General features: G+C 68.5%; 15 protein-coding genes. 5 read left to right on the top strand and 10 right to left on the bottom strand.

The genetic code is table 11. The features are described from left to right. Positions 1-38: 38 nt before the first annotated feature. A complete protein-coding gene (gene smc / locus GOY17_RS07630; protein WP_157029915.1) occupies positions 39-3,542 on the bottom strand; it encodes a chromosome segregation protein SMC in 3,504 nt (1,167 codons plus the stop codon). A 243-nt stretch (positions 3,543-3,785) separates the two neighbouring features. On the opposite strand from smc, the gene GOY17_RS07625 reads away from it, so the two are divergent. Further along, entirely contained in the window at positions 3,786-4,952 is a 1,167-nt protein-coding gene (locus tag GOY17_RS07625) for a mechanosensitive ion channel family protein (RefSeq protein WP_157029914.1), read from the top strand. 3 nt (positions 4,953-4,955) lie between these two features. Here GOY17_RS07625 and GOY17_RS07620 read toward each other — a convergent pair whose 3' ends face one another. Further along, positions 4,956-6,056 (bottom strand): ABC transporter ATP-binding protein, encoded by a 1,101-nt coding sequence (locus tag GOY17_RS07620; protein WP_157029913.1) that lies wholly within the window; start codon positions 6,054-6,056, stop codon positions 4,956-4,958. Between the two features lie 357 nt (positions 6,057-6,413). Between GOY17_RS07620 and glk the strand changes: the two genes are divergently transcribed. Then, a complete protein-coding gene (glk, locus tag GOY17_RS07615; protein WP_232338555.1) occupies positions 6,414-7,403 on the top strand; it encodes a glucokinase in 990 nt (329 codons plus the stop codon). A gap of 43 nt (positions 7,404-7,446) precedes the next feature. Continuing rightward, the gene (gene pgl, locus GOY17_RS07610; protein ID WP_157029912.1) at positions 7,447-8,187 is read left to right on the top strand and encodes a 6-phosphogluconolactonase; all 741 of its coding nucleotides are present in this window, start codon (positions 7,447-7,449) and stop codon (positions 8,185-8,187) included. Between the two features lie 9 nt (positions 8,188-8,196). On the opposite strand, the gene GOY17_RS07605 is transcribed toward pgl, so the two are convergent. Further along, positions 8,197-8,607 carry a hypothetical protein gene (locus GOY17_RS07605; RefSeq protein WP_157029911.1) on the bottom strand — a complete coding sequence of 137 codons (411 nt, stop codon included), beginning with the start codon at positions 8,605-8,607 and terminating at the stop codon, positions 8,197-8,199. Between the two features lie 169 nt (positions 8,608-8,776). After that, positions 8,777-9,715: an AraC family transcriptional regulator gene (locus GOY17_RS07600; protein WP_115840604.1), complete on the bottom strand. Its 939-nt coding sequence runs from the start codon at positions 9,713-9,715 to the stop codon at positions 8,777-8,779. A gap of 283 nt (positions 9,716-9,998) precedes the next feature. Between GOY17_RS07600 and GOY17_RS07595 the strand changes: the two genes are divergently transcribed. Both GOY17_RS07595 and GOY17_RS07590 read left to right on the top strand, forming a co-directional pair. Continuing rightward, positions 9,999-13,208, top strand: a complete 3,210-nt coding sequence (locus tag GOY17_RS07595) for an efflux RND transporter permease subunit (protein ID WP_157029910.1) — start codon at positions 9,999-10,001, stop codon at positions 13,206-13,208. After that, the gene (locus GOY17_RS07590) at positions 13,205-14,344 is read left to right on the top strand and encodes an efflux RND transporter periplasmic adaptor subunit (protein WP_157029909.1); all 1,140 of its coding nucleotides are present in this window, start codon (positions 13,205-13,207) and stop codon (positions 14,342-14,344) included. Before GOY17_RS07595 ends, GOY17_RS07590 begins: the two co-directional genes overlap by 4 nt. Before the next feature lie 6 nt (positions 14,345-14,350). On the opposite strand, the gene GOY17_RS07585 is transcribed toward GOY17_RS07590, so the two are convergent. The 6 genes from GOY17_RS07585 to GOY17_RS07560 all read right to left on the bottom strand — a co-directional run bounded on the left by GOY17_RS07585 (position 14,351) and on the right by GOY17_RS07560 (position 23,241). Continuing rightward, complete coding sequence (locus tag GOY17_RS07585) at positions 14,351-15,304, bottom strand: GAF domain-containing protein (protein WP_198173853.1); 954 nt, start codon at positions 15,302-15,304, stop codon at positions 14,351-14,353. 87 nt (positions 15,305-15,391) lie between these two features. Then, positions 15,392-18,577 (bottom strand): discoidin domain-containing protein, encoded by a 3,186-nt coding sequence (locus GOY17_RS07580; protein ID WP_157029907.1) that lies wholly within the window; start codon positions 18,575-18,577, stop codon positions 15,392-15,394. 2 nt (positions 18,578-18,579) lie between these two features. After that, positions 18,580-19,401, bottom strand: coding sequence for a carbohydrate ABC transporter permease (locus tag GOY17_RS07575; RefSeq protein ID WP_157029906.1), 822 nt, complete (start codon positions 19,399-19,401; stop codon positions 18,580-18,582). Beyond that, on the bottom strand, positions 19,398-20,288 hold the full coding sequence (locus GOY17_RS07570) for a carbohydrate ABC transporter permease (protein WP_157031642.1): 891 nt from the start codon (positions 20,286-20,288) through the stop codon (positions 19,398-19,400). The genes GOY17_RS07575 and GOY17_RS07570 overlap by 4 nt, the downstream gene beginning before the upstream one ends. A gap of 5 nt (positions 20,289-20,293) precedes the next feature. Continuing rightward, complete coding sequence (locus GOY17_RS07565) at positions 20,294-21,607, bottom strand: sugar ABC transporter substrate-binding protein (RefSeq protein WP_232338554.1); 1,314 nt, start codon at positions 21,605-21,607, stop codon at positions 20,294-20,296. After that, positions 21,604-23,241, bottom strand: a complete 1,638-nt coding sequence (locus tag GOY17_RS07560; protein ID WP_157029905.1) for a glucoamylase family protein — start codon at positions 23,239-23,241, stop codon at positions 21,604-21,606. The genes GOY17_RS07565 and GOY17_RS07560 overlap by 4 nt, the downstream gene beginning before the upstream one ends. Positions 23,242-23,316 lie beyond the last annotated feature (75 nt).

Here is a 23,316-nt window from a genome sequence, read left to right as displayed (position 1 = left end):
CTCCTTCCCGATGTTGTTTCGATGCGACGGTCGCGCGATCACGCCACGCCCGCCAGGCGCGAGGCCTCGGCCAGGTCCACCGACACCAGGCGGCTGACGCCCGGCTCGCGCATGGTCACGCCGGAGAGCTGGTGCGCGGCTTCCATCGTCGCCTTGTTGTGGGTGACGAAGAGGAACTGTACCGCCTCGCTCATCTCGCTGACCATCTGCGCGAGGCGGCCGACGTTGGCTTCGTCCAGCGGCGCGTCGACCTCGTCGAGCAGGCAGAACGGCGCGGGATTGAGGCGGAAGATCGCGAACACCAGCGCCACGGCCGTCATCGCCTTCTCGCCGCCGGACAGCAGCGAGATGTTCGACACGCGCTTGCCCGGCGGGCGCGCCATGATCGACACGCCGGTGTCGAGCAGGTCCTCGCCGGTGAGTTCCAGGTACGCGTGTCCGCCACCGAACAGGCGCGGATACAGCTCCTGCACGCCGGAATTGACGCGGTCGAAGGTGTCCTTGAAGCGGCCGCGGGTTTCGCGGTCGATCTTGCGGATCGCCTCTTCCAGCGTTTCCAGCGCCGTGGCGAGGTCGGTGTTCTGCGCGTCGAGGTAGTCCTTGCGCTGCTCGGCTTCGGCGTGTTCGGCGATGGCGGCGAGGTTCACCGGCTCCAGGCGGCGCAGCTTGCCGTCCAGTTCGGACACCGTGCGTTCCCACACCTGCGGGTTCATGTCGTCGGTGAGCGTGTTGACCACGTCCTCCAGCACGAAGCCCGCCTCGACCACGGCCGCGGCGAGCTGTTCGGCCTTGAGCACCAGCGCCTGCTGCTCCAGGCGGCGCTGGCCGATGGCCTCGCGCTGCTGGATCGCCTGGTCGTCGCGCTGGTGGCGGACCTGCTCGAAGCGGCGCAGGTCGTTGTCGATGCCGTCCAGCGTGGTGCGCGCGATGGTGAGGTTCTGCTCGGTCAGCACGCGCTGTTCGAGCGCGACCTGCCGCTGCTCTTCCAGCGTCGAGACCGGGTCGTCGCCCTCCGCCAGCTGCAGCGAGAGTTCTTCCAGCCGCGTGTCGAGCTGGCCGCGCTGCCCGACCATGCGCGAGACCGCCTGCTCCAGCGCGGCGATCTGCGTGCGCTGGGATTCCAGCGTGAGCGCCAGCGCGTGGGCGGCGTCGCGCGTTTCGCGAGCGATGTTGCGGGCCTGGTCGCGCGCGTCGGTCATCGCACGGCGTTCGCCTTCCAGCGCCTGGCGTGCGTCTTCCAGTTCGGTCATGCGCATCACCGCCTCTTCCTGGCGGTTGCGCGCCTCACGGGCCTGGTCCTGCGCGGCTTCGAGGTTCTGCGCGAGCTGCGCCAGTTCCGCGTCGATCTTCTCGATGCGCGAACGCGCGTTGTCGAGGCGGCCCTGCTGGCTCTGCAGCTGGCCGGCGATTTCCGAGACGCTGCGATGCGCCATGTACAGCGTGCGCTGCGCGTCCTCGCGCTGCTGTTCGGCGGCGAGCGTGCGGTCGCGCAGCTGCACCTGCAGCGATTCGAGTTCCTTCTCGCGCGCGAGCAGCGTTTCGATCTCGCCGCGCAGCGTCTGGATCTCGCGCTCGCGCAGCAACGCGCCCTGCTGTGCGGCGCCGGAGCGCAGCACGCGGACCCAGCCGGCGCCCAGGCGTTCGCCCGTGCGCGTGATGACCGATTCGCCCTCGCCCAGGGTCGGCAGCAGCGCGCGCGCCGCGGTGAGGTCGTCGGCGGCATGCAGGCGCGCGAGGATGCGGCGTATCGCGATCGGACCGCGCACCTTCGAGGCAAGCGACGTCGGTGCGAACTGCACGGCGTCGTTCTGCGGATCGACCAGCGCCAGGCGGCCTTCGCCCAGTTCGCCGATGGCTTCCACCAGCGTTTCCGGCGATTCGACCAGCACGCCTTCGATCATCTGGCCGAGCGCGCTTTCCACCGCGTTTTCCCAACCGGCGTCGACGTCGAGCGCCTCGCCCACGCGCGTGGCCGAATCGAGCCCGCGCGCCTTGAGCCAGCGCAGCGCGGCGCCCTGCTCCTGGCCCAGCGCCGCGTGCTGCAGGGTTTCCAGCGACGACAGGCGGCCACGTGCGGCCTGCGCCTGCTTGCGCGCCTCGGCCAGCTCGGACTGCGTGGAACGCTGCTGTTCCTGCAGTTCGGCCAGCGCGGCTTTGCGGGTCTCCAGCTCCTCGGTGAGGCTGTCGATGGAGAACTTCTGCGTCTCGTGCTTTTCCTGCAGCTCGGCGAACGCGTCCGACAGCGCGGTCAGGTCGAGGCCGGAGCGTTCGTTGCCGAGCGATTCGCGACGGCGATCGGCTTCCAGGACCTGGCGGTCCAGGTGTTCGATGCGCGTGCGTTCGACATCGGCGGCACGCGAGGCTTCGGCCTGCGCACGGCTGTGCGCTTCCCAGCGCTGCTGCCAGTCGGTCAGCGCGGCTTCGGCTTCGCGCAGCGCGTCCTGGCGCAGGACGTCTTCCTCGCGGAGCTGTTCCAGGCGCGGCTCGGCTTCGGCCACCGCTTCGCGCAAAACGTCGAGCTTGGACTGGTCGCTGCCCATGTGCTGGCCCAGCTCGGCCAGTGCGGTCATCGCCTCGTCGCGCGCCTTGTTCAGGCGGTTGGCCATCTCGCGCTGGTGCTGGATCTGCTGTTCGATGCGCGCCAGCGTGCCGCTGACTTCATAGCTGGCGGCCTGCGCCTTGTTGAGCGCCTCGGCGGCTTCCTCGCGCTTCACGCGGCCGGTCTCGATCTCGCGTTCGGCTTCGCGCTGTTCGGCGATGAGCTGCTGCAGACGCGTTTCCTGCTGGGCGAGCTTCTCGCGCTGGCCCTGCAGCTTCTGGTCGAGCGCGCGGTGTTCAAGCGCCTTCCACTCGGCGTCCTTCACCTTCCGCTCGGCCTGGATCGCCTGGTACTGCTCGGCCTGGCGCGCCTGGCGCTTGAGGTGTTCGAGCTGCTTGCCGACTTCCTCGCGCAGGTCGTTCAGGCGGTCCAGGTTCTCGCGCGTGTGGCGGATGCGCGTTTCGGTTTCCTTGCGGCGTTCCTTGTACTTGGAGATGCCGGCGGCTTCCTCCAGGTAGACGCGCAGTTCCTCGGGCTTGGCCTCGATGACCTGCGAGATCATGCCCTGCTCGATGATCGAGTAGCTGCGCGGGCCCAGGCCGGTGCCGAGGAACAGGTCGGTGATGTCGCGGCGGCGGCACTTGGCGCCGTTGAGGTAGTACTGGTTGCTGCCGTCGCGGCTGACGGTGCGCTTGACCGAGATCTCGTTGAACGCCGCGTACTCACCGGTGATGGTGTGGTCGGAGTTGTCGAAGATCAGCTCGACCATCGCCTGCGACACGGGCTTGCGGGCGGAGGAGCCAGCGAAGATGACGTCGGTCAGCGAATCGCCGCGCAGGCGGCTGGCCGAGCTTTCGCCCATCACCCAGCGCACGGCGTCGATGATGTTGGACTTGCCGCAGCCGTTCGGACCGACGATGCCGGTCATGTTGGTCGGCAGGTGCAGCGTGGTCGGATCGACGAAGGATTTGAAGCCGGACAGCTTGATCGTGGACAGACGCATGCGTCGATGTGTTCTCGGGCTCGATGCGTGTCGCCGGACCGCGCGCGCATCCTCGTGAGGTGGATGACGTATCTACGCTAACTGCTTGATCGGTATAGCGAAGCATCGGCGTTTATGCCGAATGACGAAAGAGTATAGCGAGGCCGGACGGCCCTGCGGGCCGGATGGCCGCTCCGTGGACGCGCCCGGTGGGACGGCCGACAGGTCGACGCGGCATTTACGGCGCCGCTGCGAGGCTGGGGCATGGATCGAGGTTTCTGGGAGCAGGCGGGCGCGATCGCGTGGCCGTTGACGATCGCGCTGGTGCTGGGCCTGCTGGTCCATCGCGCCCTGCTCGCCCTGTCGCGCCGGGCCGATGCCCACGCCGCCACCCGGATGCGGGCTCGCATCACGCAGGTCATCGCCCTCCCCGCGGCCGTCGCGCTGCCGCTGGTCTTCCTCAGCGTGGCGGTGCGCGCCGTGCCGCTGCCGGAGGACTGGCTGGACCGGATCCAGCACTGGCTCGGCGTCGGAACCCTTCTGTGCTTCACGTGGCTGGTGGTCCGGGCGATCGGCGCGATCGAACGGCGGATCCTGCGCCAGAACCCCGTCGAGGTCGCAGACAACCTCGAAGCCCGCCGCATCCAGACCCAGACGCGCGTGCTCAGCCGCATCGCCCAGGGCGTGGCGATCCTCGCCGGCGTCTCGATCGCGCTGATGACGTTCCCTGCCATCCGCCAGATCGGCACGACGCTGCTCGCATCGGCCGGCATCATCGGCCTGGTGGCGGGCATCGCCGCCAAGCCGGTGTTCGGCAACCTCATCGCCGGGCTGCAGATCGCCGTGGCACAGCCGATCCGCCTGGACGACGTCGTCATCGTCCAGGGCGAATGGGGCCGCATCGAGGAAATCGACAGCACGTATGTCGTCGTGCGCATCTGGGACGAGCGCCGGCTCGTGGTGCCACTGCAATGGTTCATCGAGAACCCGTTCGAGAACTGGACGCGCACCACCTCGCAGTTGCTCGGCACCGCCTTCCTGTGGCTCGACTACCGCACGCCGATGGCCGAGGTACGCAAGGCGCTGCAGCACATCTGCGAGAGCGACGAACGCTGGGACGGCCGCGTGTGCGTCGCGCAGATCACCGATTCGGACCAGTCGACTCTGCAGGTGCGATTGCTGGTGAGCGCGCGCAATTCCGGCGACCTGTTCGACCTGCGCTGCGCCGTGCGCGAGCGGATGATCGAATTCCTCAACGCCTCGCATCCGTATGCGCTGCCGCGCGTGCGCGTGGCGCGGGCGATCCGCGCGGCGGGCGATTCGGAATCGCGGCAGGCAGGGCCGCGCGAAATCGGCGAGCAGACAACCTCGCCCGGTGCGGAAGACGTCAACGCGGCCGACGTCGCGCGGGCGGCCGCGCAGCCCGAGTAAGGCCTACGCGCGCAGGCTGCGCCCGGTATCCGGATCGAAGTAATGCATGTGCTCGGGGTTGTGCCCCAGATACACCGTGTCGCCGGGACCGGGCAGGTTGCGCGGAGGCAGGCGGACGACGAGCTCGCCGCCACCGCAGGCAAGGTTGAGGAAGGCTTCGTTGCCGATGGGTTCGACGGTTTCCACGCGCGCCTGAAGTTGCCCCGCGCCAGGTGCGGCGAGCGAGAGATCTTCCGGACGCAGGCCGACGGTGAGCCGCTTGCCGGCAAAACCGCGCAGGACCTCGCGCAGCCCGGCTTCCGGCGGCAGCGGAAGTTCGATGCCATCCGCGAGGCGCAAGGCGAGATCGTCATCGCGCTGCACGACCTCGCCTTCGAGCAGGTTCATCTTCGGGCTGCCCAGGAAGGTCGCCACGAACAGGTTCGCCGGCCGGTTGTACAGCGCCATCGGCGTGTCGATCTGCTGGATGCGGCCCTTGTCCAGCACGACGATGCGCTGCCCGAGCGTCATCGCTTCGACCTGGTCGTGCGTGACATAGATCATCGTCGTGCCGAGCTTGCGGTGCAGGCGCGCGATCTCCACGCGCGTGGACGCACGCAGCTTGGCGTCGAGGTTCGACAGCGGTTCGTCGAGCAGGAACACCTGCGGTTGGCGCACCAGCGCGCGGCCGAGCGCGACGCGCTGGCGCTGTCCGCCCGACAGCGCTGCCGGCTTGCGATCCAGTAGCGATTCCAGTTCGAGCATCTGCGCCGATTCGGTCACGCGGCGGGCGATGTCCTCCTTCGACGCGCCGCGCAGCTTCAGGCCGAAACCGAGGTTTTCGGCCACGGTCATGTGCGGATACAGCGCGTAGCTCTGGAAGACCATCGCAATGTCGCGATCTTTCGGCGCCACGTCGTTGACCACGCGATCGCCGATGCGCAATTCGCCGGCGGTAATGGTTTCCAGGCCCGCGATCATGCGAAGCAGCGTCGACTTGCCGCAGCCCGAGGGGCCGACCAGCACCAGCAGTTCGCCGTCGCCAATGTCGAAGGTCGCGTCGTCCACGCCGACGAAGCCGTTGGGATAGACCTTGCGCAGACGATCCAGCGTGACCTTCGCCATTGAGTTCCTCGGGTGTGTCCCTGCGGTCGAGCGGGACGGCGCTCGCATTCTGTTGGTTCCGGCGATGCAAATGGCGCCGGGCTTCGTTATCCTGCCATGTAACCGTTTTCATGCCTATCGCGCGGCCTTCATGGGGCCACGGACCCGACGGTCGCGCACGGTTTGGCGGACGGGATCCGCTGCCCTTCCCTCCCACGGCAGCGGGTCCCGCCGCTCTTCTGGGAACGGCATGCGCGGCGGGGTCTGATTTCGTATTCAGTCGCGACAGGCCGGCGCCGGTACATCGCCCACGGAGACAGGCACGCGGCGGTCCATTACGCTGCGGCCTTTCTGCGTTTACCCCACCGCGGTGATCCCTTGAGCGAGACCTTCCCGACCGACAGCCACGCCCTGCTTGCCGACATCGGCGGCACCAATGCGCGTTTCGCGCTCGCGCGTCGCGATGCGGTCGACCCGCTGCTGATGGACAGCGTGCGCGAATTCGCCGTCGCCGATTTCCCCTCGCTGGCCGACGCCGCGCGCCATTACCTCGACACCACCGGCGCCATCGCGACGACCGGCGTGTTCGCCGTGGCCGGCCGCGTGGACGGCGACGAGGCGCGCATCACCAACCATCCGTGGGTGATTTCCGCCGTGCGCACCGGCGAACAACTGGGCCTTGGGTCGCTGCGCCTGGTCAACGATTTCGCCGCGCAGGCGATGGGCGCCTCGCTGCTGCGTCCGCAGGACGTGGTGCCGGTCGGCGGCATCGGCTGGAGCGGCCACGACGCCGTGGACCGCACCTTCGCCATCATCGGTGCCGGCACGGGCCTGGGCGTGGGCGGGCTGCTGCGGCGCGGCGGCCGCTACTTTCCGCTGCAGACCGAGGGTGGCCACGTCAGCTTCGCGCCGAACTCGCCGGAGGAAATCGAGATCCTGGTGCAGATGTCGGCCGAGTTCGGCCGCGTATCGAACGAACGCCTCGTCAGCGGCCAGGGCCTGGTGAACCTGCATCGCGCCCTGAGCAACATCGCCGGCGAGGATCCGGGCCCGCTGAAACCGTCGGACATCACCGCACGCGCGAAGGAAGGCGACGAACGCAGCCTGCGCACGATCGACGTGTTCTGCGCGGTGTTCGGCGCGGCCGCGGGCGACCTGGTCCTGACGCTTGGCGCATGGGACGGCGTGTTCCTCACCGGCGGCCTCGTGCCGAAGCTGTTGCCGTCGATCGCGCATTCGGCCTTCCGCCAGCGCTTCGAATACAAGGGCCGGTTCTCGCCGGTGATGGCACGCATCCCGACGCTGGCGGTGGTGCATCCGCAACCGGGGTTGCTCGGCGCCGCCGCGCTGGCGCAGGACGTCGCGTAACGCCACACGTGGCCTTGAAGTGGGCTGTGCGAGGATCCGGCGAATGGCCGATCGCTCGCCCCAGCCGGTGCCCGAAACCGCCGCGACCTACACGTTCCACGCCCACGCGAACCGCGAGGTGTGGACCTGGGCGGCGGCGGTGTCGATCGCCGCGGAACTGCGCCGCGAACTGATCGTCCAGCCACGTGCGCGCCTGCTGCTCTCCGGCGGCGGCACGCCGGGGCCGGTCTACCGGGCGCTCTCGCAGGCGCCGCTGGACTGGGAGCGCGTGGACGTCGGCCTCGTCGACGAGCGCTGGCTGCTGCCCGACGACCCGGACAGCAACGCGTGGCTGGTGCATCACGAATTCCTGCGCGACCACGCCGCCGTCGCGCGCTTCGAACCGATGACGCAGGCCGGCCGCAACCTCGAAGGCGCGGTCGCGACCGCCAACGCGCACGCGCGCCGCGAAGCGACCGTCGCGGTGTTCGGCATGGGCGAGGACGGGCATACGGCGTCGCTGTTCCCCGGCATGGCCGACGCCGAGCGCGTCCTAACCAGCCCGCGCGACTACGTCGCCGTGGACGCGCACGGCTGCCCCGGCGCGCAGCGATGGCCGCGCCGCATCAGCCTCACCCCGCACGGCATGAAGCGCATCGCGCACCGGTTGCTGCTCATCCAGGGTGCGCGAAAGCGCGCGGTGTTCGAAGAGGCGATCGCCTCCGGCGACGTGCAACGCTGGCCGGTGCTGGCGACACTGGAAAGCTCATACGGCACGCCGCTCGACGTGCACTGGTGCGCGTGAGCGTTCGGATCAACTCTGGGCTTCGATCGACGCTTCGCTGCTGGCCACATGCACTGCGTCCTTCGACGCGATTCGCGCATCGCGCAGCACGCGTCGCGCTACGAGCAGGTTCTTCAGCGGCAGCACCAGTCCGGATTCGAACGGACTGAGGATCACCGTCGTCACCAGCACGGGAACCAGGCCGACGGTTCGTGCGCGCGGATCAAGCGCGCGGCAGAGCCGGTGCGCGCGCACGGTGTAGAACAGCACCGGCGGAACCGTCACCAGCGTAAGCAGCACCGAGGCCTTCAGGCCGTCCTGCCGCCACTGCAATGCGGTCGCGGTGCACATGATGGCGAACCACACCACGTGCAGCACATAGGTGCGGATCAATGCCGTGCGCGTGCGGGCGAGTTGCTGCAGGAGGGCATCGCGATCCATGCGTGCTCGTGTCCGGTGGGAACGCGGCCACTGTAGCCCGGGCATGCGGGGCGTTGCCAAGGCACGGCACCTTCTCCCGCAGGCGGGAGAAGGGTTCTGCTTCGGGCGTGCTCACATCGGCGACGCGTTTGCAGATTTGGATTACTTGATCCGCGCGGCGCGACGAAGGCTAGACCTGCGGCACGCCGCGCGAACGTCCGACTTCCGATCGCGGGGGCGCGCCGAACAGGCGCTTGTATTCGCGGCTGAACTGCGACGGGCTTTCGTAGCCGACATGGCGCGCGGCCGACAGCGCTTCCATGCCGCCGGCCATCATCAGTCGACGTGCTTCGTGCAGGCGCAGGTGTTTCTGGAACTGCAGTGGCGACATCGTCGTCACCGCCTTGAACTGGTGGTGGAACGAGGACGTGCTCATGTGCACGGTGCGCGCGAGCTCGTCGATGCTCAGCGGTTGCAGGTAGTCCTCGCGCAGCCGCGCGACGGCGCGCGCGATGCGGCTGGAGCGCGTGTCCTTCGTCGCCAGCGCGCGCAGGCGATGGCCGAGTTCTCCCGTCAGGACGCGGTAGAGGATCTCGCGTCGCGCCATCGCACCGAGCACCGGCAGGTCGTCCGGCGTATCGAGCAGGCGCATCAGGCGAAGCACGGCGTCCATCAGCGGTGCGTTGACGCGCGCGGCATAGAGGCCGAGGTCGAGGCCCTGCGCGACGTCGGGCGACGCGGGCTGCGGCAGCCCGGACTGCGCGATGAGCGCGGCCACGTCGTCCGGATCGATGTCCAGGCGAAGGCAAAGGTATGGCTCGTCCGGCGTGGCCTCGATCACCTGCCCCGTCACCGGCAGGGTCACCGACACGACCAGGTAGTTGAGCGGGTTGTAGACGTAGGTCTGGCCGGCGAGCGTCGCCGTCTTGCTGCCCTGCGCCACGATCACCAGCCGCGGCTCGTACACGACCGGCGTGCAGGCGGTGGGACCGCTCAGGCGGACCAGGCTCAGCGGCGGGAACGCGGTCGCGTGGACACCGTCGCCCGGTGTCGATCGGGCAATCCGCTGCGCGAGTTCCGGCAAGGCGGCGCAACCGGGGCGATCGTTCGGGGAATCGATGGAAGGCATTGGAGTTCCGGGGAGTTGCAGCCGTTCCGGGAGGCGCTCGGATTATGACTTCCGGGCTATGCCGAAGCTTGCCGATCGTGCCGGCTCGCGACGGATTTGCAGGATCGGGCAATGATCCAGCAGCAATGGACTATCGCATGCCTCCGCCCGGGACTACCGTACGCAGGACACGGAACGCCCCGCGCCGACCCGCCCTGCACGCCCGCTTACGCGCGGCCGCGGGGCCAACGGGTGTGCGGCCTTCCCTCCCCCGACGCTTCGCCCAGCACAGGCCGGCCACCCGATGTGGATTGTCCAGTACGCCCTGAGCCGCCGATACACCATCGGCGTGCTCGCGATCCTGATCCTGCTGTTCGGCACGCTCGCCGCACGGCGCATGCCGACCGACATCCTCCCGGAAGTCGGCATCCCGTCGGTCAACCTGGTCTGGACCTATAACGGCCTGCCCGCCGCCGACATGGCCGCCAAGCTCACCTCGTTCTCCGAGGTGGCGATCATGAACACCGTCGACGACCTGAAGGAAGTCCGGTCCGACACGATCAACGGCGCCAGCATCGTGCGCATCGACTTCCAGCCGAACGTGAGCCTGGACCGCGCGCTCGGCCAGATCACGTCAGTGTCGCAGACCATCCTGCGCCGCATGCCGCCGGGCACGTCGCCGCCGCTGGTGATCCGCAACAACGTCTCGTCCACGCCGGTGCTGATGCTGGTGCTGTCGTCGGACTCGCTCACCGAGGCGCAGCTGTACGACTACGCGCGACTACAGCTGCGCTCGCAGATCCAGACCATCCCCGGCATCCGCATGTCGCTGCCCTACGGCGGCGCGGCGCGGCAGATCATGGTCGACCTCAATCCCGCCGCGCTGCAGACCTACGGTCTGACGCCGGCCGATGTCACCGGCGCGCTGGAACGCGGCAGCCCGACGCTTCCGTCCGGTTCCATCCGCGAGAACGCCCGCGAGATGCAGATCTCGCTCGATTCCAGCCCGGCGACGGCGGCGGACTTCCTCGACATCCCCGTCGCCTCGCGCAACGGCACGCTGGTGTACGTGCGCGACATCGCCTCCGTGCGCGACGGCGGCGCGCTGCAGACCAACGTCGCGCGCATGGACGGCTCCAGCGCGGTCGCGGTGGCGCTGATCAAGCTCGGCAACGCTTCGGCGGTGGAACTGGTGCGTTCGGTGCGCGAGCGCCTGCCGGAAATCGAAGCCTCCGCCCCGCCGGGCACGCGCATCCAGCCGATCTTCGACCAGTCGGTATTCGTCGACAACGCCATCGGTTCGATCCGCCACGAAGCGCTGCTGGTCGGCCTGCTCGTCGCGCTGGTCGTGCTGGTGTTCATCGGATCGTGGCGTTCGAGCCTGATCGTGCTGTCGGCCATTCCGCTGGCGCTGCTGGCGTCGGTCGCGATGCTCAGCCTGCTGGGCTACACGTTCAACGTGATGACGCTGGGCGGCCTGGCGCTCGCCATCGGCATCCTGGTGGACAACGCGGTGGTGGACGTGGAGAACACCAACCGCAACATCGCGCTCGGCAAGGACGTGCGCACCGCGATCCTCGACAGCGCGAAGGAAGTGGTGTTCCCGGAGATGGTCTCGACCATCGCCATCTGCATCGTGCTCACGCCCATCCTGCTGATGACGGGCCTGTCGGCATGGGTGTTCACGCCGCTCGCGCTGGCGGTGATCTTCGCGATGCTCGCCTCCTTCCTGCTGTCGCGAACGCTGATCCCGGTGCTGTGCTACCTGCTCCTGCCGGCCGACATCCAGTCGCGCGCGAACCCGCGCTGGGCGCCGGAGAAGTTCCTGCTGAAGGTCAACCACGCGGTCGAACATCGCCTCGATGCGCTGCGCGACAAGCATCACGCGTTGCTGGTGAAGCTAGGCCACCACGGCGGCGTGCTCGCCATCGCCGCGCTGCTCGTCGTCGCCCTGGGCGGCGTGTCGGCGATGTCGCTGGGACGCGAGTACTTCCCGCACGTCGACGCCGGCCAGCTGCGTTTCCAGGTCCGCTTCCCGTCGGGTACACGACTTGAGCAGACCGCCGCGCGCGTGACCGACATCCAGCGTGAGATCCGCAAGATCGTGCCGCCGGACGAACTGCAGACGGTCTACGAGCAGATCGGCGTGCCCGACGCGGTGAACCTGTCGCTGGTCGACAGTGCCGTGGTGGGTTCGTTCGAAGCCGAGATCATGCTGCAGCTGAAGACGCCGCACGGTCCGAGCCACGAATACCTGTCGCGGATCCGCCACGCCATCGCGGAGAAATTCCCCGACGTGAAGATGTTCGAGCGCCCGCCGGACGCGACCAGCCGCACGCTGGCGGGCTCGGCCGCGGCGGCGTTCGAAGTGCGCATCATCGGCCGCGACAGCGCGGGCAACCTCGCGCTCGCACGCGAGATCGAGCAGCGCCTGCACCAGGTGCCGGGCGCGGTGGACGTCGCGCTGCGCCAGGTGCTCGACCTGCCCGAATACCAGGTGCACATCGACCGCACGCGCGCGGCGCAGCTCGGCCTTGACGCGCAGCAGGCCAGCCGCGCGGTGCTCGCCGTGCTCGGCTCGGCCGGCACGGTGTCGCCGGTGTACTGGACCGATACCGTCAACGCGCTCGCCTACACCGTGCAGGTGCAGGCGCCGCCGGTGAACATGACCAGCATCGACGAACTGCTCAACGCGCCGCTGCGCATCGGCAGCGACGGGCAGGCGGTGCTGCTGCGGAACATCGCGACGGTCACGCCGCGGCAGGTTCCGGCGAGCCTTGCGCGCACCACGCTCGCGCCGACGATCAGCGTGCTGGCGAACGTGGAAGGCACGGACCTCGGTTCGGTCCACGACGCGCTGACCGGCATCACCAAGCAGCTGGAATCCCGCCTCAAGCCGGGCAACCGCATCGAGATCGTCGGCCAGGCCGGCGAGATGCAGAGCGCGTACGGCGAACTCGCCGCGGGCCTGCTGATGTCGGCCGCGCTCGTCTTCCTGGTGCTGGTGGTGAACTTCCAGTCGTGGATCCAGCCGCTGGTGGCGATGTCGGGCCTGCCGATCGCCATCGCCGGCGCCGCCATCGGTCTGTTCGTCACCGGCACGCCGCTGAGCGTCCCGGCGCTGATGGGCGTGATGATGGTGATCGGCGTATCGACCGCGAACTCGGTGCTGGTCACCAGCTTCGCGCGCGGACTGGTCGCCGACGGCCACGACCCCGAACTCGCCGCGTACGAATCCGCCGCGGTGCGCCTGCGCCCGGTGCTGATGACGGCGAGCGCGATGGTGCTGGGCATCATCCCGATGGCGCTGGGCCTGGGCGAAGGCGGCGAGCAGAACGCGCCGCTCGGCCGCGCCGTCATCGGCGGCCTGCTGTTCGGCACGCCGGCCACGCTGATCCTCGTTCCGTCCATCCTTGCCGTGCTCGGCCGCCGCATGCCGGCCGCCGCGCGCCACGCCGCCCATCCCGACGACACCCCCGGCACCGCAGACGCCGAGGCAGGAGCCACGCCATGACGACCGCCCCCTCCCACGCGCGCATCACCACGCGGGGCGCGACCTTCACCCTGACCGCGCTCTGGGTCGCGCTCGCGCTGTCCGGCTGCAACCGCAGCTCGGCCGAGCCCACGCCGTCGCAGGCGGTTCCCGACGTATTGACCGTGCAGGCAAAACCCGCCGACGCCGCGTTCGAACTGCGCCTGCCCGCGCGTGCGCTGGCCGGCGAATCGGCGCAGCTCTATCCGCGCGCGACCGGCTTCGTCAGCGAACGTCGCGCCGACCTCGGCGACAAGGTCGTCGCCGGCCAGGTGCTGGCGGTGATCTCCGCGCCGGAATCCGACCAGGCCGTGCGCGAAGCCGCCGCCGTGCTTGCGCAGGCGAAGGCGGACCAGGAACTGGCCAAGGTCAACTACGACCGCGCTCAGGTGCTGATCGGTTCGGGCGCGATCTCGAAGGAGCTCTACAGCGACCGCAAGGCGAACTTCGACGTCGCCGTCGCCGCGCGTGGCGCCGCCGAGGCGCGTCTGGCCGCCGCGCGCGAGCGCCAGGGTTTCCAGACCGTGCGCGCGCCGTTCTCCGGCGTGGTGGTCGCGCGCAACGTCGAGCGCGGCGATCGCGTGGTGGGCGACGTCGCCAGCGCGCAGCCGATGTTCGAGGTGAACGCGCTCGATCCGCTGCGCGTGGTCGTCGACGTCCCGCAGAACGTGGCGCTGCAGATCCAGCCGGGCGTCGAAGGCGACGTCACCTTCCCCGAGCTGCCCGGCCAGACGTTCAAGGCGCAGGTCGTGCGCAGCGCGCAGGCGATCTCGCGCGATGCCGGCGTGATGCGCACCGAACTGCGACTGCCCAACCCCGACAGCCGCATCCCCGCCGGCATGGTCGGCAGCGTCGCGCTGCACCTCACGCGCGCGGTGCCGGCGATCGTGGTGCCGGTGTCGACCGTCGTGCAGCGCGGCACGGTCGCACAGGTGGCGACGGTGCAGGACGGCAAGCTCGCCTTCCACGACGTCACGCTGGGCCGCAACCTCGGCAACGACATCGAAGTGCTGTCGGGCGTCGCGGCGAACGACACCGTCGTGCTCGCGCCGAACGCACTGCTCACCGACGGCAGCGCGGTCAACGCCAAACCCATGGCGCCGGCGAAGAAGCAGTAATCGGGTTCAGGCCGGCGACTCGCCGGCCGCGTCCTTCTGCCGGCTCAGGTCGGCTTCGGCGCGCAGGAACACGGCGCCAAGCGCCTCGTCGCCGTGCGTCGAAACCGCGCTGCCCACGAGCACCGCCAACCCGCTCTGCGAAGGTTCCGCCGCGGCGACGGCCAGCAGCGCGTCCAGGCGCGCTTCGCCCGCATCGCCCATCAGCACGGCGACGAACTCCGCGCTTTCGCTCACGCGGTTCACCCGATCGCCGGCCTCCAGGTCCATGCAGGCTTCGAAGCGCGATTCCAGCGCCGCCAACGCCTTGTCGACGGTGCGCTCGCCACTGCTTTCCACCGCGGCCGCGTACCGCTGCACTTCCAGGATGGCGATGCGGTAGTTCTCCTTCGCCTTCGCTTCCGGCTCGGACTGCGGCGCGCGCGGCGGGTCGAGCGCGGCGCGGACTTCGTCCTGGTAGCGGCGCGCATGCCCGTCCAGCAGACCCATCGCGATGCGGCCCAGCGAATGCAGCCATTCGCGCTGCTCGCCGTCGAGCGTGCGCGGCTGGCGGTCGACGATGCACAACGTGCCGATCGCCTGCCCGTCGGCGGTCGTGAGCGGCATGCTCGCGTAGAAGCGGGCGCGCACCTCGCCGATCACGATCGGCAGGAACGCGAAGCGGGGATCGCGCGCGAGGTCGCTCACTTCCATCAGCTCGCCCGGCTGCAGGATCGCGTGCGCGCAGACCGCGACGTTGCGCGGCGTTTCGTGTTCGGCCAGGCCGACGCGCGCCTTGAACCACTGGCGTTCGCGATCGATCAGCGACAGCAGCGCGATCGGTGCGCCGCACAGGTGCGCGGCGGCGCGGACGAGATCGTCGTAGACCGTCTCGGTGGGTGTGTCGACCACGTGGTAGCGGTCCAGCGCGTGCTGGCGCGCACGCTCGTCGGCTGGAAGAACGCGTTGGGGAATCCGGGCCAAGGGCCGCACTTCATGCTGCGGAGGCTCGAACGTTGCCGCAGCGAAGGTCCAGACGGCGTCAACGCGACGCCGCCCGGGCCATGCCGTTCAGCGCAGCGCCACCCGCACGCGTGCGCCGGCGCGCCCGATGCGCAACTCGCCGCCGCGCCACTGCACCGGCTTGCCGTCGATGGTGGTCGCGCCGGGTGCGGTGTCGTACGGCCAGGTGAACACGATGCCGCCCGGCGGCAGCCGGGTGTCCGGCGCGACGTCGAGCATCAACGCCCCGTCGGACTCGCGCAGCCGGTAACCCACCGGGCCGTACTGCGTGCGCAGGTTCGCCACGCTCACGCCCTCGCCCGCCAGCCAGTCCGCCGGAATGCCGGCGGCGACGACGAGCGTGTCGTCCAGGTCGCGCGAATACGCGAACAGGTCCAGTGCCGAACGCACGTAGTCCGACCCGACCCACGCATGCGGCAGGTCGCCGACGAAGAACGGCTTGCGCGGCGTGCGCGAGACGACTTCGGCCCACTGGTTCCATGCACGCGGCTGCTGGTCGGCGAAGAAGAAATCCAGCGCCTTGTGCGCGCGATCGCGCCAGCCAAGCCGCACGAACGTGCCGATGGTGCGCAGCTCGTACGGCGTGTAGTCCTTCCATTCGCGCGTGCCGTCGCGACGCGCCACGAACTCGCGCCAGTAGCGTTCGAACGTGTTGGTGAGCAGGTCCTGAGGAAGGCGACCCTGCTCGCCGCCCGGCGCGAGCGCGATCGTGGTCGACGTCGCATCGAAATCGCCCAGTTCCGCCGCGCCCGGCAGGAAGTCGATGCCGTGCTGCTGCGTCGCGCTGCGCAGCGACGCGTACAGGTCATCGCGGAATTGATCGAGTGAGGCGGCGAAGCGTTTCGCGTCGGCGTCCTTGCCGAGCCACTGCGCGATCTCGACTGCATCCTTGTAGCCGCGCAGCGCCCAGAAGTTGTCCCAGTACGAATGCATCGGCTTGGCCGAATAGCCTTCGTGGCTGATCGACGCCGGCATCATTCCGTAGAACGCGGGGTTGCGCGCGCGATTGGCCTCGGTGCGTTCGGACAGTCGGAGCTTTTCCATGTAGTCGAACGCGCCGACCACGTGCGGCCACATCGCCTGCAGCATCGCGCGATCGCGGTTGAAGCGGTACACCTCGGCGATGGTGAAGATGAGCTCGCCGTGGCTGTCGTTTTCCGGCACCGGATCGCTACCGCGGTCGTCCACGCAGCACGGCACCTTGCCGTTGTCGAACTGGTACGGCGCGTACCAGCGCAGGAATTCGGCCGCGACGTCCTCGCGCCCCATGCGCAGCAGGCCTTCGCCGATCATCGCGCCGTCGCGGATCCACGCGCGCGAATACGAGCGCGTGCCCGGCTGCAAACGCGGACCGATGCGGCTGATCAGCATGTGCGCGAGCGCGGTGCGCAGCGTATCGACGACGTGCTGGCCTTGCTGGGGAACCTGTATCTGCACGCGGTCGAGCTTGCTGCGCCAGAGGGCGGCGGTGGCGTCCTGCGCCTTCGCGGCGTCGATGGCCGTCGGAGTGGTCACATCGCGACCGGTGAGGCGCACGCTCCAGTCGAATTCGCGCGACTGCCCCGGGGCGAGCTCGACCGCATACAGCAGTGCGCCCGATGCCAGCCCGGTCGCGTCCTCAACCTGATTCTCCACGGCACCGAACGCCTTGCGTTCGCATCCCTTCGAACAGAACGACGCCCAGTCCGCACGTGCGAGGCGCTGCACCACTTCCCCTTCGTCGAAGCGGCTGACAAACGCGCTATCGGCGGCGTTGCCCGCATGCACCCGGAAACGGCCGGTGACGGCGATGGTGTCGGCGCTCGCGCTGATCGAACGGATCTCGCTGACGCCACCGACCGTGCTCAGGAACTGCGTCGGCGGATTCACCTGCATCGGCCGCGCGGCCAGCGCGAAGACGTAGCGGCGCGGGCGATCGCTCGTGTTGCGAAGCACGTAGCGCGCGGTGAGATGCGAATCGTCGCGCGTGCCGTGCGCGAAGGCGGTGGTGTCCAGCGCGAAGTCCGCGTGCTGCCAATGCACCGACGGGATCGGCAGGTAGCCGTCCTGCAGCGACTGCGTGGCCTTCACGTCGGCCCATGTAACCAGCTTGCCGTCGCTCACCACGAACGGTTCGATGCTGAAGCCGCCCTTGCCGGTTTCGATGGCGCCGTCTTCGCCGATCAGGCCCTGCTCGATGCCGCCGTCGAGACCGAGGATCGTCCAGTACGGCTGTTCGCCGAAGAAGCCACGCGGCCAACGGCCACGCGGCGCGTCCTTCGCGACGGAGCGGACGAAGTCGTTCGGCGTCGCGGCGAACGCCAACGGCATCACCTGCAAGCGCGAAAGCGCTATACGGCCTGCCGGCGCTTTCAGCAGCGTCAGGCGGACGAAGCGCGCCTCGGATTCGGGCAGCGCGATGTGATCGCGCCCGCCGTCGGCACCGCGCACCTCGCGCGCCGTGCGCCAGGTCGCGCCGTCGTCCGACAACTCGATGCGGTACTCGCTCGCGTGTTCGCCCGGCAACCAGTCGAGGACGAGCCCGCCGAACTCGCGCGGCTTGCGCAGGTCGAGCGTGAACTGCGGCGCCTGCTTCGCGCCAACGTCGGCTCGCCATGCGGTGTCGGGCGCATCGTCGATCGCGGCACGTGCCGGTCCGTTGCGAGTCTCCACTGTCGCGCTTGCGGTGCCGGTCAGCGGCGAGTTGTCCTGCGGCGCGAGTTTGCGGAACGCCAGCTGGTCGAAGCACACCGAACCCTTGCCGCCGACGCTGTTGTAGATCGTGAATTCGATCCTGCGGCTATGGCGCAGCGTAGGATCCGGCGCCGGGCCCCACGCGCGACTGATGTGGCGCTGCTTGTAGGCGACGGGCGTCCACGTCTTCGGGAAATCGTAACCCGGCTTGTTGACCCACCACACGTTGTCGCCACTCTCGTCGACGACCTTGAACTGCAGGTCGTTCGTCGGCGAATCGCCGCGCAGCTGGAACGAGAACGCGTAGTTGTCCGGATAATCGATCGGAATTTCACGCGTCAATCCGGCATAACCGGACACGCCGTTGAAGTCGTAGTCCAGGCACACGGCCTGGCCGTCGGCGCCCGGCACGGTGCGCAGCGTCCCGCTCACCTGATCGGAGGTGACGACCTGCCACGGCGTGGTCGATTCGAAATCGTCCAACATGCGGATCTCGCCAACGCCCTGCGCGAACGCCATCACCGGAACGAGCGCGAACGCCCAAGCGAAACGCCTTCCCATCCTCACCCCTTCACGCTGCCGACCAACAGGCCCTGCAGGTAGTAACGCTGCAGCGCCAGGAACAGGATCAGCACCGGCAACACCGTCACCACCGATCCGGCCATCATCATCTCGTTGTCCTGCACGTGCTCGCGCGACAGCGACGCCAGCGCGACCGGCAGGGTGAAGTGTCCCGCGTCGCTCAGCACGATCAACGGCCACATGAAGTCGTTCCACGCGCCGAGGAAGACGAAGATCGCCAGCGTGACGAGGATCGGCTTGAGCACCGGCAGCACGATCTGGAAGAAGATGCGCGTCTCGCTCGCACCGTCGATGCGGGCCGCTTCAAGCAGTTCGTCGGGAATCGAGCGCGCGTACTGTCGCACCAGGAAGATGCCGAACACGCTCGCCATCAGCGGCACGATCGCGCCGGCATAGGTGTTCACCAGCCCCATCTGCTTGAGCATCAGGAACAGCGGCATCATCGTAACCTGCGCGGGGATGATCAGCGCGGCCAGCAGCAGGCGGAACACGCGCTCGCGCCCGGCGAACTTCAGCTTGGCGAACGCATATCCGGCTATCGTGTTGAGCAGCAGCGCGATCAGCGTGGCCGCGGTAGCGATCATCGCGCTGTTGAGCAGGTAACGGCCCATGCCCGCACGCGCGAACAGCTCGTGGTAGTTGTGCAGTGTCGGCGCGGCGGGCAGCAGCGGCGGCGGGAAGTGCGCCGCTTCGCCCGGCTGCATGAACGACACCGACAGCATCCACAGCAGCGGCGCGAGACTGATCACCGCGAGCGCGATCATCAGCCCGTTGACGATCGCCTTCGCCAGACGCGGGCTCATGCTTCCGCTCCCTTGCGCCGCGCGAACCAGAGCAGCCCGCTGGTCGCCACCGACATCAGCGCGAACAGCAGGAACGCCACCGCCGACGCGTTGCCGAGGTTCCACCACTTGAAGCCCTGTTCGTACATCAGGTACAGCACGCTGACCGTGCTCTCCAGTGGGCCGCCCTGCGTGATGACGTAGGGCTCGGCGAACAACTGGAAGTAGCCCGACAACGTTAGGATGCCCACCATCAGCAGCACCGGGCCCAGCTGCGGCAGCGTCACGTTCCAGAATTGCTGGGCGGGCGTGGCGCCGTCGATGCGCGCCGCTTCATAAAGGTCCTCCGGGATCGACTGCAGGCCCGCGAGGAAGATGATCATGTTGTAGCCGAAGTTCTTCCACACGGCGAACAGGATGATCGTCGGCATCGCCCACGTCGGATCGCCGAGCCAGTCGATGGGATCCAGGCCGATCGACGTCAGGCCCCAGTTCACCAGGCCATAGCGCGTGTGGAACAGATAGCGCCAGATCACCGCGACGGCCACCACCGTCGTCACCACCGGCGCGAAGTACGCGGTGCGGAAGAACGGCTTGAAGCGCGCGCTCTTCGCGTGCAGCAGCAGCGCCGCGCCAAGCGACACCGCGATCGACAGCGGCACGCCGACCACGACGAAGTACATCGTGTTGCCCAGCGCCTTCCAGAACAGCGGATCCTGCAGCAGCGTCGCGTAGTTGTGCAGGCCGACGAAGCGCAGGTTCGACAGATCCGCGAGCGAGTAGATGTCGAAATCGGTCAGGCTCAGCGCGAACGCGGCGAGCACCGGAAGGCCGAAGAACACGCCGATCACCGTCAGCGCGGGCGCGGCGAACACCCAGCCCGCGGTGGACGCGCTGACGCGTGGCATGGCGTTCATCGCGCACCTCCAGCGGCGTGCTGATCGAGCATCCAGCGGCGTTTTTCGAGAATCGCATCGGCACGGCGGTCGAGCTCGGCCGCCGCTTGGTCCACGGTATACCGGCCGGCGACCATCTGCTCGCCGACGATCCGCAGCTCCTGCGCGATGCGCTCCCACTCGGGCACCTTCGGCGCGGGCCTGGCGCGTTCGAGCTGTTCGCGGAACGGCAACGTGAACGGATCCGTCGCCAGCGCTTCGCTACCGGCCCACGCGCTGCGCCGCGGCGGCAGGTTGCCGGTCAGCGCGTGGAAACGCACCTGCACCTGCGGGTCGGACAGGTACGCGACGAGCTTCCACGCCGCGTCCTTGTGCTTGGACTGCTCGAACACGACGAAACTCGCACCGCCAGCGACCGAGGCGCCCGGGCCGTCCGGACCGGGAAGCGGCATCGTGCCCCACTTGCCTTCGAGTTCTCGCGGCAGACGCTTGCGGAACTCGGCGATGTTCCAGGGGCCGTTGACGTAGAAGGTGAAGAAACCGCGGCCGAACTCGTTCCAGACGTTTGCGATCTGCGTGTTGGCGAAGGCCGGCGCCCACTTGCGCGCGAAGATGTCGTTGTAGAACGTCAGCGCGCGCTTGAAGCCGGCGCTGCGGAAGTTGCCGTAGCGGCCGTCGTCGCGCAGCAGCGGATCGGGTTGCTGGATCGCCAGGTTGAGCAGCGGCTCGTATTCGTTAAGCGGCAGGTGGATCGCATAGCGATCAGGCCCGACGTGTCGCTTCACCGCGGCCATCGCGTCATTCCATTCGCCCCACGTGCGCGGCACCTGCTTCACGCCGGAGGCTTCGAGGATGTCCTTGCGATAGAACGGCAGGCGGGTCTCGACGTACCACGGCACCGCGTAGACATGGCTGCCGATGACGCCCGTATCCCACGAGCCGCTGAAGTAGTCATTCGCCGGCATCGACGGCGTGCGCGCGAGGAACGGCTCCAGTGGCGCGACGGCACGCAATTCCACGAACTCGGCCAGCCACGTGTTGCCGAGGCCGCACACGTCCGGCAGGCCGTCGCCGGCGAACGCGGTCAGCAGTTTCTCGTGCGCGGCGGTGACCGGCAGTTGCTGCACTTCGACGCGGATGCCGGGGTTGGCGCGCTCGAAATCGGGGATGAGCTGGCGGACCATCTCGCCCTCGAAGCCCATCGCCCAGAAGCGCACGACGGTGCGGTCGTCGCGTTCGCTGCCGCATCCTGCGACTGCGGCGAGTGCGCACAGCACGATCAACGCGATGAACGCACGCGCCGTGATCCGCCGTGGCGTTCGCCCGCTCACTTCGTCTTCGGTTCCGGCGGCGGTGCCGGCTGCGGCGTCTGCGAGGCACGGTTCACGCGCGACTCGGCTTCGCCCAGCGCGCGCGCCGTAGCGGCGTCCTTTTCCGCCTGCGTCTGCGGCTTGGGCTGCGTTGGCGCGGCTTCGCCTTCCTTCACCGGTTCCAGCCAGCCGCCCTTGAAGCCCGCCTTCTGCAATCCGTCGCGGATGTACTTGTTCCGCTTCATCACGTTCCAGACAAACTCGTTGCGGTAGTTGCTGATCATCGCCAGGATCGGCCCCTGGTCGATGCCGATGTAGTCGCTGGCGACCCAGCCTTCGCCCGGCACGAGGCGGCCGGTTTTCAGCGGAATGTCGAAGTCGAAGCTGCGGTTGAACGAATCCAGGAAGCCGTAGCTGGAATACAGGTATTCGCCGTAGCGCTCGTGCATCGCGACGGTCGAAGGAATGACGATTTCCGGCGCGAACGGCAGCGACGCGATCGCCGCGGTCGGCGCGATGGTGCCGTCGTCGAACGTGTCGCGCAGGCCGGCGCCGCGCGCGGAATAGTGGCGGAACTGGCGCTGCTCGCCGCGGAATTCCTGCAGCGTCTGCTGCGGGCCGTCGCTGGCGGTCAGGCCCCACACTTCCGGACCGTAGTCCTTCCACTTCATCGGATTGGCGATGGCGTAGGCGCGCTGCGCGTACGCCGCGCGGCGGCTGTTCTCGAAATAATCGATGCCGCGCTCGCGCATGTAGTCGTCCTGGATGCCGCGGAAATCGATCCAGACGTGGCTGTACTGATGGCCGAACAATGGGCCGAACGACAGGTATTCCTCGCCTTGGTAGACGCCCCACGAATCGTTGTACGTGCGCGTCCACACCGACCACGATTCCGGCGCGACCGGATGCGTCGGCGATCCCATCGCGAGGATGTAGAGCATCATCGCTTCGTTGTAGCCCGTCCAGTCGTGCTGGATGAAGCCGCTTTCGGGGAACCAGCCCATCGAGATCAGCGGCGCGTTGCGCTGCAGCCACGGCCAGTCCACGCGCTTGTAGAGCGTGTCGGCGAGGTCGCGGATTTCCTTCTCGCGCGGATCGTCGCGATCGTAGTAACTCTGCGCGAACAGCACGCCCATCATCAGCAGCGCGGTATCGACGCTCGAAAGCTCGACCCAGCTCTGGTAGCGGGCGCCAGTGTCCATGTCGAGGAAGTGGTAATAGAAGCCGTTGTAGGCGCCCTTCCCTTCCGCTTGCGGGCCGGACGGAATGTCGCGGAAGAACTTCAGCGTGGTGAGCGTACGATCCACCGCCTGACGGCGGCTGACCCAGCCGTTCTCGATGCCGATCGGATACGCGGTCAGCGCGAAGCCGACCGAGGCGATCGACGCGAACGGGCGCGAGGGATAACGGTCGGGCGTGAGCCCGTTCACTTCGTTGGTGGTGTCCCAGAAGAACTGGAACGTGCGCTTTTCGACGTCGCGGAACAGCGGCGGCAGTTCGAGCTTGGTCGGCTTCAACGGCTCCACCTCGACAGGCGGCGCGGACGCGATCGGGAACGCCTTGGACGCCGGCCCTTCCTGCTTGCATCCGGAAATGAACACGAGCACCGCCACCAGCGATGCAGTCCCCACGCTGCGTCGTATCGAATCGAACATCACCACGCCATCTTGTCGAATGGAAGTCGCCGTGCCTTGCCCATGCGGGCGAAGGCCGTACCACGAAACCGCCGA

It is taken from the genome of Lysobacter soli (assembly GCF_009755585.1).
In the GTDB taxonomy this organism is placed as follows: domain Bacteria; phylum Pseudomonadota; class Gammaproteobacteria; order Xanthomonadales; family Xanthomonadaceae; genus Lysobacter_J; species Lysobacter_J soli.
The sequence above is the reverse complement of the archived record's forward strand: the minus strand, read 5'-3'. Positions and strand labels throughout refer to the sequence as shown.